Annotated in this window: 16 protein-coding genes; 9 read left to right on the forward strand and 7 right to left on the reverse strand. The window is 69.7% G+C overall.

Annotated features, from left to right (window positions below; translation table 11 throughout):
• The first annotated feature begins 20 nt into the window (after window positions 1–20).
• Window positions 21–200 (forward strand): hypothetical protein, encoded by a 180-nt coding sequence (locus tag SKC42_RS12470; protein ID WP_330964610.1) that lies wholly within the window; start codon window positions 21–23, stop codon window positions 198–200.
• Window positions 201–226: 26 nt separating this feature from the next.
• The gene (locus tag SKC42_RS12475) at window positions 227–1,000 is read left to right on the forward strand and encodes an enoyl-CoA hydratase/isomerase family protein (protein ID WP_330964611.1); all 774 of its coding nucleotides are present in this window, start codon (window positions 227–229) and stop codon (window positions 998–1,000) included.
• 102 nt (window positions 1,001–1,102) lie between these two features.
• On the opposite strand, the gene zwf is transcribed toward SKC42_RS12475, so the two are convergent.
• Window positions 1,103–2,602, reverse strand: coding sequence for a glucose-6-phosphate dehydrogenase (gene zwf, locus SKC42_RS12480; RefSeq protein ID WP_330964612.1), 1,500 nt, complete (start codon window positions 2,600–2,602; stop codon window positions 1,103–1,105).
• A gap of 46 nt (window positions 2,603–2,648) precedes the next feature.
• The gene (locus SKC42_RS12485) at window positions 2,649–3,986 is read right to left on the reverse strand and encodes an MFS transporter (RefSeq protein ID WP_330964613.1); all 1,338 of its coding nucleotides are present in this window, start codon (window positions 3,984–3,986) and stop codon (window positions 2,649–2,651) included.
• Window positions 3,987–4,102: 116 nt separating this feature from the next.
• Between SKC42_RS12485 and SKC42_RS12490 the strand changes: the two genes are divergently transcribed.
• Complete coding sequence (locus SKC42_RS12490; RefSeq protein ID WP_330964614.1) at window positions 4,103–4,588, forward strand: winged helix-turn-helix transcriptional regulator; 486 nt, start codon at window positions 4,103–4,105, stop codon at window positions 4,586–4,588.
• A 1-nt stretch (window position 4,589) separates the two neighbouring features.
• Here the strand turns inward: SKC42_RS12490 and SKC42_RS12495 are convergent, their stop codons facing one another.
• On the reverse strand, window positions 4,590–5,510 hold the full coding sequence (locus tag SKC42_RS12495) for a DMT family transporter (protein WP_330964615.1): 921 nt from the start codon (window positions 5,508–5,510) through the stop codon (window positions 4,590–4,592).
• A 121-nt stretch (window positions 5,511–5,631) separates the two neighbouring features.
• Complete coding sequence (locus SKC42_RS12500) at window positions 5,632–7,212, reverse strand: PecA family PE domain-processing aspartic protease (RefSeq protein WP_330964616.1); 1,581 nt, start codon at window positions 7,210–7,212, stop codon at window positions 5,632–5,634.
• Window positions 7,213–7,540: 328 nt separating this feature from the next.
• Between SKC42_RS12500 and SKC42_RS12505 the strand changes: the two genes are divergently transcribed.
• Window positions 7,541–8,089 (forward strand): thioredoxin family protein, encoded by a 549-nt coding sequence (locus tag SKC42_RS12505; RefSeq protein WP_330964617.1) that lies wholly within the window; start codon window positions 7,541–7,543, stop codon window positions 8,087–8,089.
• A 12-nt stretch (window positions 8,090–8,101) separates the two neighbouring features.
• Here the strand turns inward: SKC42_RS12505 and SKC42_RS12510 are convergent, their stop codons facing one another.
• The gene (locus SKC42_RS12510; RefSeq protein ID WP_330964618.1) at window positions 8,102–8,923 is read right to left on the reverse strand and encodes an alpha/beta fold hydrolase; all 822 of its coding nucleotides are present in this window, start codon (window positions 8,921–8,923) and stop codon (window positions 8,102–8,104) included.
• A 216-nt stretch (window positions 8,924–9,139) separates the two neighbouring features.
• Here SKC42_RS12510 and SKC42_RS12515 point away from each other — a divergent pair, with 216 nt between their 5' ends.
• Together SKC42_RS12515 and SKC42_RS12520 are read left to right on the forward strand one after the other, a co-directional pair.
• Window positions 9,140–9,799 (forward strand): cutinase family protein, encoded by a 660-nt coding sequence (locus SKC42_RS12515; protein ID WP_330964619.1) that lies wholly within the window; start codon window positions 9,140–9,142, stop codon window positions 9,797–9,799.
• A gap of 54 nt (window positions 9,800–9,853) precedes the next feature.
• Window positions 9,854–10,504, forward strand: a complete 651-nt coding sequence (locus tag SKC42_RS12520; protein WP_330964620.1) for a DUF1345 domain-containing protein — start codon at window positions 9,854–9,856, stop codon at window positions 10,502–10,504.
• A gap of 114 nt (window positions 10,505–10,618) precedes the next feature.
• On the opposite strand, the gene SKC42_RS12525 is transcribed toward SKC42_RS12520, so the two are convergent.
• On the reverse strand, window positions 10,619–11,278 hold the full coding sequence (locus SKC42_RS12525) for an IF2 family translation initiation factor (protein WP_330964621.1): 660 nt from the start codon (window positions 11,276–11,278) through the stop codon (window positions 10,619–10,621).
• Between the two features lie 25 nt (window positions 11,279–11,303).
• Window positions 11,304–11,861 (reverse strand): CsbD family protein, encoded by a 558-nt coding sequence (locus SKC42_RS12530; RefSeq protein ID WP_330964622.1) that lies wholly within the window; start codon window positions 11,859–11,861, stop codon window positions 11,304–11,306.
• A 160-nt stretch (window positions 11,862–12,021) separates the two neighbouring features.
• Here SKC42_RS12530 and SKC42_RS12535 point away from each other — a divergent pair, with 160 nt between their 5' ends.
• From SKC42_RS12535 to SKC42_RS12545, 3 genes are all read left to right on the forward strand, one after another.
• Window positions 12,022–12,273 carry a hypothetical protein gene (locus SKC42_RS12535; protein WP_330964623.1) on the forward strand — a complete coding sequence of 84 codons (252 nt, stop codon included), beginning with the start codon at window positions 12,022–12,024 and terminating at the stop codon, window positions 12,271–12,273.
• Between the two features lie 255 nt (window positions 12,274–12,528).
• Window positions 12,529–13,491 (forward strand): sensor domain-containing protein, encoded by a 963-nt coding sequence (locus SKC42_RS12540; protein ID WP_330964624.1) that lies wholly within the window; start codon window positions 12,529–12,531, stop codon window positions 13,489–13,491.
• 38 nt (window positions 13,492–13,529) lie between these two features.
• Window positions 13,530–14,525: a sensor domain-containing protein gene (locus tag SKC42_RS12545; protein ID WP_330964625.1), complete on the forward strand. Its 996-nt coding sequence runs from the start codon at window positions 13,530–13,532 to the stop codon at window positions 14,523–14,525.
• The last annotated feature ends 14 nt before the right edge of the window (window positions 14,526–14,539 follow it).

Raw genomic sequence — 14,539 nt, forward strand, 5'->3', positions numbered from 1 at the left:
TGGCATCAACGGAAAGCGATATGACGGAACCCGACAAAGAGCCCCTGAGCCGCACCGAGCAGCTGGAAAACATCGTCGACGAACTCGACGAGAAGGTCGCCAGCGAACGGGAAGCGGAGGGCGTTCCGGGCAAGCCCAGCGACCGCGAGCATACCGAACGCGTCGGTACGGAAGCCCTGGAGCGAGAGCCGCCCGACTGACGAGCCGGGCCAAATAGGGTGCAGGTATGAGCCTCGTCACCTATGAGCTGCAAGACCACGTCGCCACCATCACCCTCAACCGGCCCGAGGCCCGCAACGCCATCAACGGCGCACTGCGCCAAGACCTCAACGTGGCATGGGATCGGTTTCGCGACGACATGGACGCGTGGGTCGGGATCCTGACGGCCAACGGCAGGGTCTTCTGCGCCGGCGGTGACCTCAAAGACGGTGAGGGATCCGTCGGCACCTTCGGCGGCACCTTCTGGGAGAAGCCTACGATCAACTCCTTCGAGAGCGGGATGGAGTTGTTCAAGCCGACCATCGCGGCCGTGCACGGCCCGTGCGTCGGCTACGGGGTGACCGGGGTGCTGTTCTGCGACTTCGTGATCGCCAGCACCGAGGCCACATTCTGCTTCCCCGAGGTGGCGCTCGGGTTGCCGACCATCGTGGGGGCCATCCGGCTGCCCAAGCGGGTGGGCTGGGCCAACGCGATGGAGCTGCTGTTGACCGGCAAGCCGATGAGCGCCGCACGGGCCAAGGAAGTCGGGTTGGTGTGGAAGCTGGTCGAGCCCGACCAGCTGCAGGCCGAGGCCCGCGCGTGGGCCCGGAGCCTCACGGAGGCCGCTCCCCTGGCGCAGCGCGCGACCAAGGAGGTGGCGTGGCGATCCGCGGACATGGGCTGGATCGAGTCGGTGCGCTTCGGTGAGACGATGCGCAAGGTAGCCGCCGCGACCGAGGACGTGGCCGAGGGCCTCCGGGCGTGGCGCGAAAAGCGCAAGCCGCAGTGGCGGGGTCGGTAGCGACACCTCGATGCGGCAACGGTTTTCGGGGCCCCGGTCCGTTGAAGTCCCCATGTGGGGACGGTTCGCGATATCGCCGGTGATAGCGGGCCCCGGCAACGTCTACCCCCTGGACTCCCGCCACTCCCGCTCGAACGGCAGCCGCCACGCGTTGGGCGCGATCAGCTGGTGGATGGCGTTCGGACCCCAGGTGCCGGGCTGATACAACTTGGCCGGCGGCGGGTCGGCGAGCAGGTCCTCCGAACGCTCCCACAGCGATTCGATGCCCTCGGCGGTGGTGAACAGGGTGTGATCGCCGCGCATCGCGTCGAGGATGAGCCGCTCGTAGGCCTCCAGGACGTCGACGGAACTGTCGATCTCCTGCGATGAGAACTGCATGGACATCTTGTCCAGCTTCATGCCGGGACCGGGCCGCTTGCCGTAGAACGACAGCGAGACCTTGGAGTTGTCGGCGAGGTCGAAGGTCAGGTGGTCGGGCCCCTGGGTGCCGACACCCGATCCGGGCGGGAACATCGTGCGCGGGGCCTCCTTGAAGGCGATCGAGATGATGCGGATGCCCTCGGCCATCTTCTTGCCCGTCCGCAGGTAGATCGGCACGCCGGCCCAGCGCCAGTTGTCGATGCCGACCTTCAGCGCGATGAACGTCTCGGTGTCGGAATCCCTTGCCACGCCGGACTCTTCGCGATAACCGCCGTACTGGCCGCGCACCACGTTGGAGGGCAGGACCGGCAGCATCGACCGGAATACCTTGTTCTTCTCCTCGCTGATGGCGAACGGCTCGAGGGCGGTCGGCGGCTCCATGACCACGAAGGCCATCACCTGGAACAGGTGCGTCACCACCATGTCCTTGTAGGCGCCGGTCTCCTCGTAGAAGTTGGCCCGCTGATCCAGCCCGAGGGCCTCGGGAATGTCGATCTGGATGTGGTCGATGAAGTTGCGGTTCCAGATCGGTTCGAACAGCCCGTTGGCGAACCTGAACGCCAGGATGTTCTGGGCGGCCTCCTTACCCAAGAAGTGGTCGATGCGAAAGATCTGCGATTCCTCGAACGTCTGGTGCACAAAGTCGTTGAGCGCCACCGCGCTGTCGAAGTCGGTGCCGAACGGCTTCTCCATCACCACCCGCGACCGTTCGACCAGGTTCGCGTCGCGCAGCATGGTGATGACGTCGCGCGCCGCTTTCGGCGGAACCGACAGGTAGTGCAGCCGCCGGACGTTGGGCGCCAGGTTGTTCTCTGCGTCGGCGACCGCCTCGGCGAGCGCCTCGTGCCCGGCGCCCTGCGGGACGTAGGTGATGACCTTGGCGAAGTTGGCCCACTGTTCGGGGGTGAGCTTGTGGGCGCCGAACGCATCGATGGCGTTCTTGGCGAGTTCGCGGAATTCGTCGACGCTGAGGTCTTCCAGCGACGTCGCAACGATCTGGATGTCGGGCGCCAGCTCGGACTGGTCCAGGTAGGCCAGGCCGGGGATCAGCTTGCGCTTGGCCAGATCTCCCGTTGCGCCGAATAGGACGATGACGTGCGGGTCGAGCGCCTCGGTGTCGTGGCGGCGGGGTCGTTTGTCCGGTGCCGGGTACGAGATTGTTTGCGCGTTCTTGTTGGCCACCCCTGCGATACTTCCATCGCGGCGCGGTGTGTGCAGCTCTATGTCTTCAGGCCAATTCGGCGACCGGAACGGCCGCGGCGGCCGACACTTCGGAACGGACGTGCGGCAGCGTCAGGCTGATCACCGCAGTCGCGGCGATGAAGACCAGCGCCAGCCACCAGCCCAGGTCGAAGTCGCGGACGGAAGCGGCGGGCCCCAGCGCCGTCACCAACACCGCCACGCCCAGCGCGGAGGCGACCTGCCGGCCGGAGTTGACCAGCGCGGAGCCCGTCGCCGCACGGGCCGAGGGCAGCGCCGTCGCGCCGGCGGCCATGAGCGTGCTCAGCGTCAGCCCGACGCCGATGCCGCTGAGCAGCATGCTGGGCAGCAGATCGGTGAGGTAGTGCGGCGCGGCGTCGGCCAGCACGATCCGCCACAGCAGCGCGGCGCCGAACAGGATGCTGCCGATGGCGGCCACCGGGCCGGGGCCGATGCGGTGGACGAGCCGGTTAGACCCGAGGGTGACGAACGGGACGAGGGCCGGGCTCGGCGCCATGGCCAGGCCGGTGCGCAGCACGCTGTAGTGCCAAACGTTCTGGCACCACAGCGAATTGGACAAGAGCAGGATGGCGAAGGCGGCGCCGAAGCAGAAGAACGCGACGTTCGCGATCGCGAAGTGGCGGATCTTCAGCAACGGCAGTTCGAGCAGGGGCCGTGGCTGCCGGGCCGACCGCCACACGAACGCCGCCGCGCCGAGCGCAGTGAGCGCCGCCAGTGCGGCCGTGCCGGCCGAAACCCAGCCCCAGATGGGTGCCTGCACCAGCGCGCCGGTCAGGGCGGCCACGGCGACGATGAGCAGCGCGCTGCCGACGAGGTCGGGCAGCGGCTCGTCGCGGCGGGCTGGCTCGAGCGGCAGGATTCGCCGCCCGACGAGCCACGCGGCGAGCCCGACCGGCAGGTTCACCACGAACACCCAGCGCCAGTCGAAGGTGACCAGGAGGCCGCCGAGCACCGGGCCGCACACCGCCGCCAAAGAGCCGACGGCGGCCCAGCCGCGGGCCACATTGGTGCGGCGTTGCGGTTCCACCGAGGCCATCAACAGGGCGAGGGAGGAGGGCAGCTGCGCGGCGGCGCCGACGGCCTGCAGGACGCGCGCGGCCACCAGCACGGCGAGGTTGGGCGCGACGGCGCAACCCAGCGACGCGAGGGTGAACACCGCGATGCCGCCGAGGAACACCCGTCGCTGCCCGAGCCGGTCGCCGAGTCGGCCGGCCGGGACCAGCAGCGCCGCCAGCCCGATGGCGTACGCGTTGAGCACCCAGGAGACCGCGGACAGTGAGCCGCCGAACCGGCGTCCCATGTCGACCAGCGCGACGTTGACGATCCACAGGTCGAGGTTTGACATGAACACCGCGGCTACCACTACGGACGAGAGAACCCAGCGCGACCTTCGGTTTGATTTTCGAACCGTCACGCCGGATGACACTAGCGTCGGACGGTTTGATATGCAAACCTAGGGTCATGTCGGAACGGGTTGTGCACACGCCGGGGCCGCTGCGGACGCCGGTCGTTCGGGGCAACCCGTGCTCCGTCGCCGCCGCACTGGAGATCGTCGGGGACCGGTGGAGCCTGCTGATCGTGCGCGAGGTGAACCTCGGTCACCACCGATTCGGCGAGATCGTGCAGAACACCGCCGCCCCGCGCGACCGCCTGGCGGCCCGGCTCAAGCAACTCGTCGAGGCGGGCGTCCTCGAGCGACGGGCGTACCAGGAATCACCGTCGCGCTCGGCCTACTACCTGACGGAGGCCGGGCGTGAGCTGGTCCCCGTGCTCCAGGTGTTGCGCCAGTGGGGCGACCGGTGGGCCGTCGAGCGACCGCCCATCGCAATGCGGCACCACGACCACGAGCTATCGGTCGGCCACACGTGCGACGTCTGCGGTGAGCGGGTGGATCCCGCCGACGTGACGCGCGTGCGCCTCACCGAAAAGGGTTTGGGTCGTGGGTGATTCAGGCGTACCCGATCAGCGCGTCCGTGCTCGGCCGCTTTTGCGGCGACGAATCGTTGGTGGCGGACGCTTGGCTGCGGCCCAGGGCGAAGGTGGAGGCGACCATCGCCGCGCCCGCCAGCGCGAGCGCCACCGCGCCGGGACCGTGGACGTCGAGCTGCTCACCGAGCACGATCACGCCGAGCGCCACGGCGACGATCGGCTCCCCCACCAACATGATCGGCACCGAGGCCTGCAGGGCGCCGGCGTGAAAGGCCGCCTGCTGCAGCACCGTTAGCGTGACCGCCAGCGCGATCAGCAGGTACAGGGCGGGAACGGTCAGCAGGCCGTGCCATCCCCCGACGGCGAACCGGTGGGTGCAGATCTTGGTCAGCACGGCGATCATGCCCAGCTGGACCGCGACGGCGACCGCGAGCAGCATCGCCCGCGCGTGGCCGATGGCGCGGTTGGCGGCGGCGACGCAGACGACCATCAACGGCACCGTGATGACCAGGGCCAGCGTCCATGCCGGGATGGCCGAGCGGACATGGCTGTCGCGGGGCTGCCCGACGAGCACGAAGACCGTGAGGGCTGCCGTCAGCAGCGTCGCCCATCCCCACTCGGCCCAGGTGATGTGCTGCCCGCAGAGCCGGGCGCCGAGGGGCAGCGCGAACAGCAGCGACGAGACCAGCAGCGGCTGCACCAGCAGCAAGGAGCCGTTGGCCAGCGCCAGGGCCTGGAAGACGTATCCGGCGAGGGCCGCGATCATGCCCGCCCACCACAGCGGCTTGCGGACGACCGTCGTCGCCACCCCCGACGACATGGCCTTCTCCGCGGGGACGGCCTGGGCCACCCGTTGCCGGACGACGATGCCCACCGCGGCCCAGAACGCGGCCAGCAGTGCGGACAAGATCGCGACCGCGTGCCCGGTGACCCACCCCATGCCCCCATCAATACCCGATATCTCGGCGGGACAAAACGGGCCCGGCCGCGCCGAGGCCAGAGTTCACCCGTCCGATACCGGTTGCACGCAGGGCATTTGACCGGTCGGCGGCTTAGTCAAGTCAGCCGTAGAAGGCCAGCGTGTTGGCGGTGTTGTCGATGTAGGCCGGGTGCTCCAGGAAGGGCAGCGCGCCGGTGTTCATCAGGCCGCTCGAGATCGGTGTCGGGAAGTAGTCCCCGTTGTAGGTGTAGGAGTAGAGCACGGTGCCGCTGGTGGGATCGATCACCTGGATGACATCTCCGGGTGATGCGCCCAACCCCGTGGGGATGGTGCCGAACACGCCACCGTTGTCGACGATCGAGTGCACGCCGGTGAAGGCGGTCGTTGCGCCGTTGTGCGTGACCGACACGTTCAGGTTGGTGATCGGCGCCCCGCTCAGGGTGGCAATGGGGTTCCCCAGAGTCGTCGGCGGCGGACCGAACGTGAGCGACGGGTTGTTCCCCAGCTCGTTGATGAGCACGCCCTGGTTGAACGTCGGGTTCGCGAAGTGCTGGGTCGGGATGCTCGGGCCGGGGCCGGTCGCGTTCGGGCCGATGCCCAGCACGCCGCTGGCGCCGTCGTTGGCGAAGAACTGCTGGAACGTGAAGCCGTTAGTGAGGGCCGACTGGATCGACGTCGGCCAGGCGAAGAGTTCGACGTTGACCGGCGTCGACCCGGTTACCAGCCCACCGCCGAAGTTCACCGGCGCGTTGTACGTGAGGTAGGCGTAGTCCAGCCCGCCGCTGTACCCGCTGATGCCGAACCCGGTGGGCAGGCCCATCTGCAGCATCCCGAAGACGCCGCCGACCTTCTGGAACGGGATCACCAGACCCTGCGAGCCGGTGTCGACCAGCAGCGGCACCGGGGCGCCGGTGCCGACCGAGGCGTTCACCAGGGCCTCGGTGCCGCCGAACATCGTTAGCGGCACGCTGCCCGTCGTGCCGTTGCCGCCCAGCGCCACCGCCGGACTCGTCGGGATCAGCTGGGCGCCGAACAGGAACTCGGTGGGCGCGTTGATGACGCCGATGACGTCCTGCTGCACGGTGGTGATGAAGTCACCGATGGGGTTGCTGGTCGCCGCCGACGTCAGCGCCGCGCCCAGCGGGTTGCCGGACGCCACGGCGGAAAGCTCGGACGAGAGCCCCTGCACGGCCGTCGACCAGGACGGCAGGGCGGCGGCCGCCGCCGAAGCACCGCCGTGGTAGCCGAGCATCGCGGAGACGTCCCGGGCCCACATCTCCTCGTAGTCGGCCTCGGCGGCGGCGATCGCGGGAGCGTTCTGCCCGAACAGGTTGGAGACCACCAGCTGTACCAGCTCGTTGCGGTTCGCCGCGACGAAGAACGGGTGCACGGTGGCGGCCTGGGCCGATTCGAAGGCGCTGACCACGGCTTGGGCCTGGGCGGCGGCCGTCTGGGCCTGCGCCGTCGCCGCGTTGAGGAAGCCCGAGTAGCGCGTCGCCGTCTGCAGCATGGCCGCCGCGGCCGGACCCTGCCAGGCCTGCTCGGCCAGCCCCGAGGTCACCGAGGTGAACGATTGCGCCGCCGCGTTCAGTTCGGTGGCCAGGCCGTTCCACGACTCGGCCGCGGCGAGCATCGGGGCGGACCCGGCACCGGAAAACATCAGCGACGAATTGACCTCTGGCGGCCACACCAAAAAACTCATCCCCCGAGTTCCTTCCCCTAGCCACTAGCCAACACCGCACGATCAACCGGGAACGGACCCTAACCCCCACGCGGTCGGGCGCGTCACAGGGCCCCGGCAGCTTTTGACTCTAGGAAATCGGCGCCTGAAAATCTCGGCTTTAACCAAACGGACACTCGCCGAGCATGTGACGTTGTCAGAGCGGCGCGCCGCCGGCGTCACCTTCAGCCCCACCCGTACCGGCTTCCCCGGATGCCCGGCTCAAAGGCCAGGTGAAACCCCATTTCGACGCGGGCGCCCGGTCGGCGCCGCCGCGTGGATGCGGCGGGTACGGGGCTACTCTGGCGGCATGGCCACCGAGTCGACGATGCTTGCCCTGGGCACGCCCGCCCCCTCGTTCACGCTGCCCGAGCCCGCCACCGGCGAGACGGTCAGCCTCGATGACCTCTCGGGTCCCGCCCTCGTCGTCACCTTTATCTGCAACCACTGCCCCTACGTGCAGCACGTCGCCGCGGGTCTCGCCGCGCTCGGCCGCGACCTCGCCGAACAGGGCGTCCCGATGGTCGGCATCTCCAGCAACGACGTCGCCACCTACCCGCAGGACGGGCCGGACGAAATGGTCGCCGAGGCGGCCCGCCACGGCTGGACGTTTCCCTACCTCTACGACGAGAGCCAGGACGTCGCGCGCGCCTACTCCGCCGCGTGCACGCCGGACACCTTCGTCTTCGACGGCGAGCGCCTGCTCGTCTACCGGGGGCAGCTCGACGACTCGCGCCCGCGCAACGACCTGCCGGTCACGGGTGCTGACGTCCGCGCGGCGGTCGACGCCGTCCTCGCGGGGCGCCCGGTCGACCCGGATCAGCGACCGTCGATCGGCTGCGGCATCAAATGGCGGTGAGCGCTCAGCCGCTCAATCGGCTTGGCCGTCAAGAAAATCCGCGAGCAGCGCCGACACGGCGTCGGGCTGTTCCACGCTGCTGCTGTGCCCGCAATTCGGGATCTGCACCAGCCGCGCGCCCTCGATGAGCTCGACGATGCGGCGGCTCTTGGCGGGCGGGGTGGCGACGTCGTCGGCGCCGACGATGACCAGCGTGGGCGCGGTGATGCCCGGAATCTCGGTCTCGATGCCGTCCCGGTCGGCGACGGCCAGCACCGCTTTGCTGGTCGCCGAGCGGCGGCAGCGGCGCAGCCGCGCCGCCCACTCGTCGAGCACCGGCTTGCTGCGCGGATCGCCGAGGAACTCGGGGCCGAACATCAGGGGTTGCACGGCGCCGCGCAGCGGCGAGATACCCGTCAGCAGGTAGGCGCGCGCCATCAGCCGGTAGCGGCGCGCCTTGTCGGGATCCTCGGGGCCAGCGCTGGTGTCCAGGAGCGTCAGCGTGCGCACCAGGTCGCCGCGGCGCGCCGCCAGCCGCTGGCCGACAAAGCCACCCATGGAAAGGCCGACGAAGTGCACCGGCCCCACCCCGAGCGCTTCGATCAACGCGGTCGCGTCATCGGTCAGGGTGTCCATGTCGTGTCCGCCGGATGTGGGGGCGCTGTCGCCCTGGCCCCGCCAGTCGATCGCCACGCAGCGGTATCGGTTGCGAAGCGCCCCGACCTGGGCGCGAAACATCCAGCCGCCGAAAAGCAGGCCGTGGCCGAAGAAGACGGTCGCGGCGTGGGGATCGCCCGCCGGCGCCCCGGTGTCGGTGTAGTGGATGGCGGCCGGGCCGCGCTCAAAGGTGGGCACGGCGGCGCCCGTCGTCGAAGCCGCGCCCGGTCGGCGAAAATCGGTCGTCCACGGGAGGAGTCTAGGTCGCCTGCGGTGGGCCGAAGCAATGGGACGCCCGATGGCGTTCGGCGGCAACGGGATTCGCTGCCGAGAGGCCCGTTCGCGCCGGGGCTTTGCCGGCGCTTGCCGACGCCGCCCGCCGCGCAGTGACCGCCCGTATGACAGCATTCGGCAATGACTTCACGCATCTTCGCCCGGATCGCCGGCGCCTCGGCAGTCACGACGTGGGCGCTGCTGACCCCGGCGGTCGCCGTCCCCGCCGCATCCGCCGACGCCTGCTCCGATGTCGAGGTCGTCTTCGCCCGCGGCACCCACCAGGCCCCCGGCCTGGCCGACGTCGGACAGGCATTCGTCGACTCGCTGACATCCCAGGCCAACGGCCGTTCCGTCGCGGCCTACGCGGTCAACTATCCCGCCAACGACGACTACCACGGCAGCTCACAGGCCGGCGCGGACGACGCGAGCGCCCACATCCAGGACACCGTCGCCAGCTGCCCCAACACCAAGCTCGTCCTCGGCGGTTATTCGCAGGGTTCGACGGTGATCGACCTGGCCACCAACCAGATGCCCGCGCCGGTTGCCGACCATGTCGCGGCGGTCGCGCTGTTCGGCGAGCCGTCCAGCGGGTTCTCCAGCATGCTCTACGGCGGCCAGCCACTACCCACGATCAACCCGATCTACGCGTCCAAGACAATCAGCCTGTGCGCGCCCGACGACCCGATCTGCTCGGCGGGCGGCAACATCATGGCCCACGTGTCCTACATCCAGTCCGGGATGACCAACCAGGCCGCGACGTTCGCCGTCAACAAGCTCGGTCCGCCCTCCGCGCGCTAGTAGCGCGCGGCGCGTCACACCGGCCGCCGCCGGGGGCGGTGCTTAGCTCGGCGTGTGAAATCCCTCGTGACGTCGTCCCGCGACACCGTCGCGGTCCGGATATCGATTGCCGTAGTGCTGGGCGTGGCCGTCGCCGTGGCGGTGGGCGAGACGATCGGCTGGCGGTTCGCGCTGCTCGGCTGGGTCGTCACTGCCGGCGTGTATGTGGTGTGGACGCGGCTGCTGCTCGGTCGGATGGACGCCGAGGAGACCCGCCGCTACGTGACCCGGGAGGACCCCACCCGACTGACCGCCGACGTCGTCGTCCTGTCCGCGAGCGTGGCGAGCCTGGCGGGCGTCGGCTATGTGGTGGCCGCCGGGTCGCGCTCGGGGGCCGGACCCATCATCGCCGCCCTGGTCGGCATCCTGACCGTCGCCGCGTCGTGGTTCGCGGTGCACACGCTGTACACCGTGCACTACGCCCGGCTCTATTACTCCGACGATCCGGGCGGCATCAACTTCCACGATCCGGAGCCGCCCCGCTTCCGCGACTTCGCGTACGTGGCGTTCACCGTCGGCATGACCTATCAGGTCTCCGACACCGAGATCTGCCTGACGTCCATCAGGGCGGCCGTGCTCCGCCACGCGCTGCTGTCCTACCTGCTCGGTGCGGTGGTCCTGGCGGTCACCATCAATCTGATCGCGGGCCTAAGCAGCAAGCTGTGAGGCGGTAGTCGGGGTCCTGTCGCCGAAATTGCCCCGGCGGTCGTGATTTCGGGGCAACACACGACCCTCGCGGCAATCTCGGCTTGGGGCGGCCATAGTTGCGTGGCCGGCGCGCTACTCCTGCCGCTTCTCCTTCTCGGCGTCCGCGAGTTGCGCGACCCGGTCGGCCTCGGCGCGCTTGTCGGCGGCCTCGCCGAGCTGGGTTTCGGCATCGTCGAGCTTGGCCGCGGCGACCTTGGCGGCCGCCTTCTCGGCGGCCGCGGTCCTCTGCTCGGTCTGGCGCCTCGCCGACTCGACTGTTTCCTTTCGCTTGGCGGCGACCTCGTCGGCCTGTTGCTTCACCGCGGCGCCGCGCTCCTGGGCCGACCGGGTCGCGTCCCGCTTGCGCTCGTCGGCCGCCTGGCGCGCTTCCTTGATCTCCTGCTCGGTGGCCGCCCGCGCCTCCTGCTGGTCCTCGATCGCCTGGTCGCGCGCGTTCTTCAGCTTGGTGTCGGCCTGTTGCTTACGGGCCTGCGCCTGCGCGTCGAGGCTGGCGGCGCGGCCCAGGGCATCGCTGCGCTCGACCAGCGCGGTGCCGCGCTCGACGAGGTCGGCGTCGCCGAGGGCGTTGCCGACGGTGGCGTCAAGCATGCCCAGCGAGCGCTCGTAGATCAGCCGCGCGGGTGTTTCCGCGGGGATCCGCGTGATGAGCCGGTCCTCGATCATCTGCAGGGGAAACCGGGCCAGCTGGTAGTTGAAGCGCAGAATCGTGGTCGGGACGTCGGTGATTTTCATCGTCTGCTCCTGTATCGGGCCCAGTTCAGGGCAAGTCGGCGTCGTTGGTCACGTGCTCGGACTGGCGCCGAAGGCGGTCGGCCTCCGACTCCTCGCTCTTGGCGACCTGGACGTCGCTCTGATGCTCGGCAACGGCGTCGACGACGTCCTCCGTCGCGTCGCGAAGTTCTTGCCGCTCCTCGACTTTCGCCTGGGCCGCCTCGCGCTGCGCCTCGAGCTCGGCCTGGGCCCGCTGCGTCGCGGCTTGCCGCTGGGCGGCGACGTCGGCGGCCTGCTTCTGGGCGGCGGACTGCGCGTTGATCGAGTTCTCGGCCGCGACGGTCTGCGCGTTCGCGGCGAGCCGCTGTTGGGCGCCGTCGGCCTTGGCCTCGGCGACCGCTTCGCGGGCGTGCTTCGCCTTGGACTCGGCGACCGCCTCCGCCGCGTTGGCCTCCTTGCGTTCGTGGGCCTGGGTCTGGTCGAGCTGCCCCTCGGCCGTCAGCGAATCGTTGCCCGTGATCGCCCCGACAACCTCTTTGGCCTTGCCTTTCATCGAATCGATCAGGCCCCTGCGGGCCTCGCCTGCCTTGCCGTGCTCACTCATCGAAACTCCTTGAGGCTCTTACCAAGAGCCGCGCGTGATTTGCTGTGGATGCTGGAGGTGGTTCCACGGACGAGGGCACTCAAACCCCGGTGTGGCCTGCGTCACTCCGCGAGGCGGCGGGCTCACCGGCGGCGTGGGGTGATCGGCTACGGTCGTCGGTATGTCCAAAGCCTCCGGTACCGACCGAATCGACGACGTCAGCCCCGGCGACATCATCAGCGTCGACCGCGGATCCGGTGAGGAGTCCGGCAAGGTGGTGTTCGTCGACCCCACCGACGGCGTATACACGGTCACGCTCGAGGCTGATGGTGGCGAGACGTTCCAGCTCGACCTTCCCGCCGGTGCGACGGTGACGAGGTCGCTCGAGTCGAAGTGGGAATCGTCGCAGAGTCCCACCCCGCACGCCGACTGACACCGCCCCGGCGGGGGCGTCCATCCTCGGCCGTCTGTTGGCGCACCCGTAGGTCCCAAGAGCGCATAGCGCTACGTCTTCTATCACGCCCGGCCGGGCCGCGCCGTGCGTGCCTGACGCGCTTCTCCTGCACAGTCGCACGACAGAGGTGAGTCATCAGCTGCGAATGCTACGTCTTAGACGTTGCACTGCTGCTTGTTTATGTGGTTAGCTTCGTAGCATACTGCTCAGGTTCGCCCCGAAGGATGGTTCAGGATGTCCGTCAAATCCGCGCCGACAATGCCCGGTCACGTGTGGCGCGAGCGTTCCGCCCCGACACCGCCGCCGGGGTACACCGCCGGCCCGGCCCCGGCGTGGGCATCCGTCGGCGCCGTCCCGTGGCAGGCGGTGCCGGCCGGCTGGGCTCCCCCGCGGCCGGAGTTCGGCCACCCTGCCGGGCCTGGGTATCCGCAGGCCCGGCCGGGTGGCCCGTCCTCGCGGACGTGGGTGGTGCTGGGGGTCGCAGCGATCGTGGTGGTCCTGGTCGGGCTCGTCGGACTGATCGCCACCGCCGGCCATTCCGACCGTCCCGTCGCCGCGGGCGCCCACCGGCCGTCCGCCGCCGAACCGTCGGGTCCGTCGTCGTCGACGACCCCGGCGCCGGCGAGCCCCGTGGCGGCGGAAGACCTGCAGGGGCTACTGCTGGACGTGGGCGCGATCAACAAGATCATGGGCACCCACGACCTGCTGGTGAACCCCACCCTGACGACGACGCGGCTCTACATCGACACCACCGACAAGCCGGAATGCGGTGGGGTGTGGGCCAACGCCAACCGCGCCGTGTACGACGGCAGCGGGTGGACGTCGGTGCAGACGCAGTACCTTCGCGAACCGGCCGACGTCAGCCACGAGGTCTTCCAGTCGGTGATCAGCTTCCCCACCGCCGCCGGGGCCGCGGACTTCGTCGCCAAAGAGGCGAAGGCGTGGCCGCTGTGCAACGGCAGGTCGATCACCACCACGACCGCGAACCAGAAGCCCCAAACGTGGTGGGTCGCGACCGTCGGGCGTCAGGACGGCATGCTGACGGCCTTCACGACCCGAGAGGGTGCCCGGGGATGGGGCTGCCAGCACGCGCTCACCGCGCGCAACAACGTGGTGGTCGATGTGGAAGCGTGCGGCTTCACCGTCATGCAGCAGGGGTCGGCGATCGCCACCAAAGTCGCCGCGGGAATCCGCTAGGCCAAGCCGCAGCCACGAAAGTTAAGACAGGACAAGAGATGTGGAACCACCCGAACGCCCCGGCCATCGGCGGGCCCTGGAATCACATTGCGCCGCAGCCCTATCCGCATGGATCGCAAGTCGACCCCTGGGCGCAGACCTGGGTTCGGCCGATCGGTGGCCCGCCGGGCAGCCACCCGCCCGCGGTGATGCCGCCGCCGGGCATGCGCCTCCCGGCCCCCGGGTACCCGTCGATGGCGGCGCCGCGCGGCAACTCCCCGCGTAAGTGGGTGCTCGTGGGCGGCGCGGCGGCCGCGGCGGTGGCGCTCACGGTGGGCGCGGGCCTGCTGATCGCCGTCGCCGACAAGTCCAGCGCACCCGCCGGAACCACCACGGTCAGCGAATCGCCGACGCCCGCCCCGGCGGCGCCGACGATGCAGACCCCGACGGCGACCCAGGCCCCGGTCGTGCCGATCGACGCCCTGCCCGGGCTGCTGCTCGACCCCGCGGCCGTCAACGCGATCGAGGGCACCAGCGGGATGGAGATCCGTCCCGATCCCAATGCGGGCTCCGGTTCCGGCTTCTCGGACATCAAGACCGACCGCCCCGAATGCCAGGGCCTCCAACACCCCGCGATGGTCGCGGCGCTGCAGGGCAGCGGCTGGATCTCGGCGCAGACCCAGGTGTTGCGCGAACCCGCCGAGGACTGGAAGCACCTGGTCAGCAACGCCGTCGTCAACTTTCCCACCGCCCAACTGGCCGGCGACTATGCGACCGCCCAGGCCCAGGCCTGGGCGCGGTGCGCCGGAAAGTCTCTGACCAGCACCGCAGCCGGCGAACAGCCCGTCACCTGGACGGTCGGCTCCACCAGCAACCGCGACGGCACGGTGAGCGTCCTGCTGACGCAGGAGGGCGCCGCCGGCTGGGGGTGCCAGCGTGCCATGGCCGTGCGCGACAACATCGTCATCGACACCCGCAGCTGCGGCTTCAACCGCACCGACCAGGCCGTCGCGATCGCCACCAAGATCGCGGACCGGGTCCACGTCCCCAGCTAGGTGTACCGGCCCCG

Origin of the sequence: Mycobacterium sp. 050134, from assembly GCF_036409085.1 — a bacterium.
GTDB lineage: Bacteria > Actinomycetota > Actinomycetes > Mycobacteriales > Mycobacteriaceae > Mycobacterium.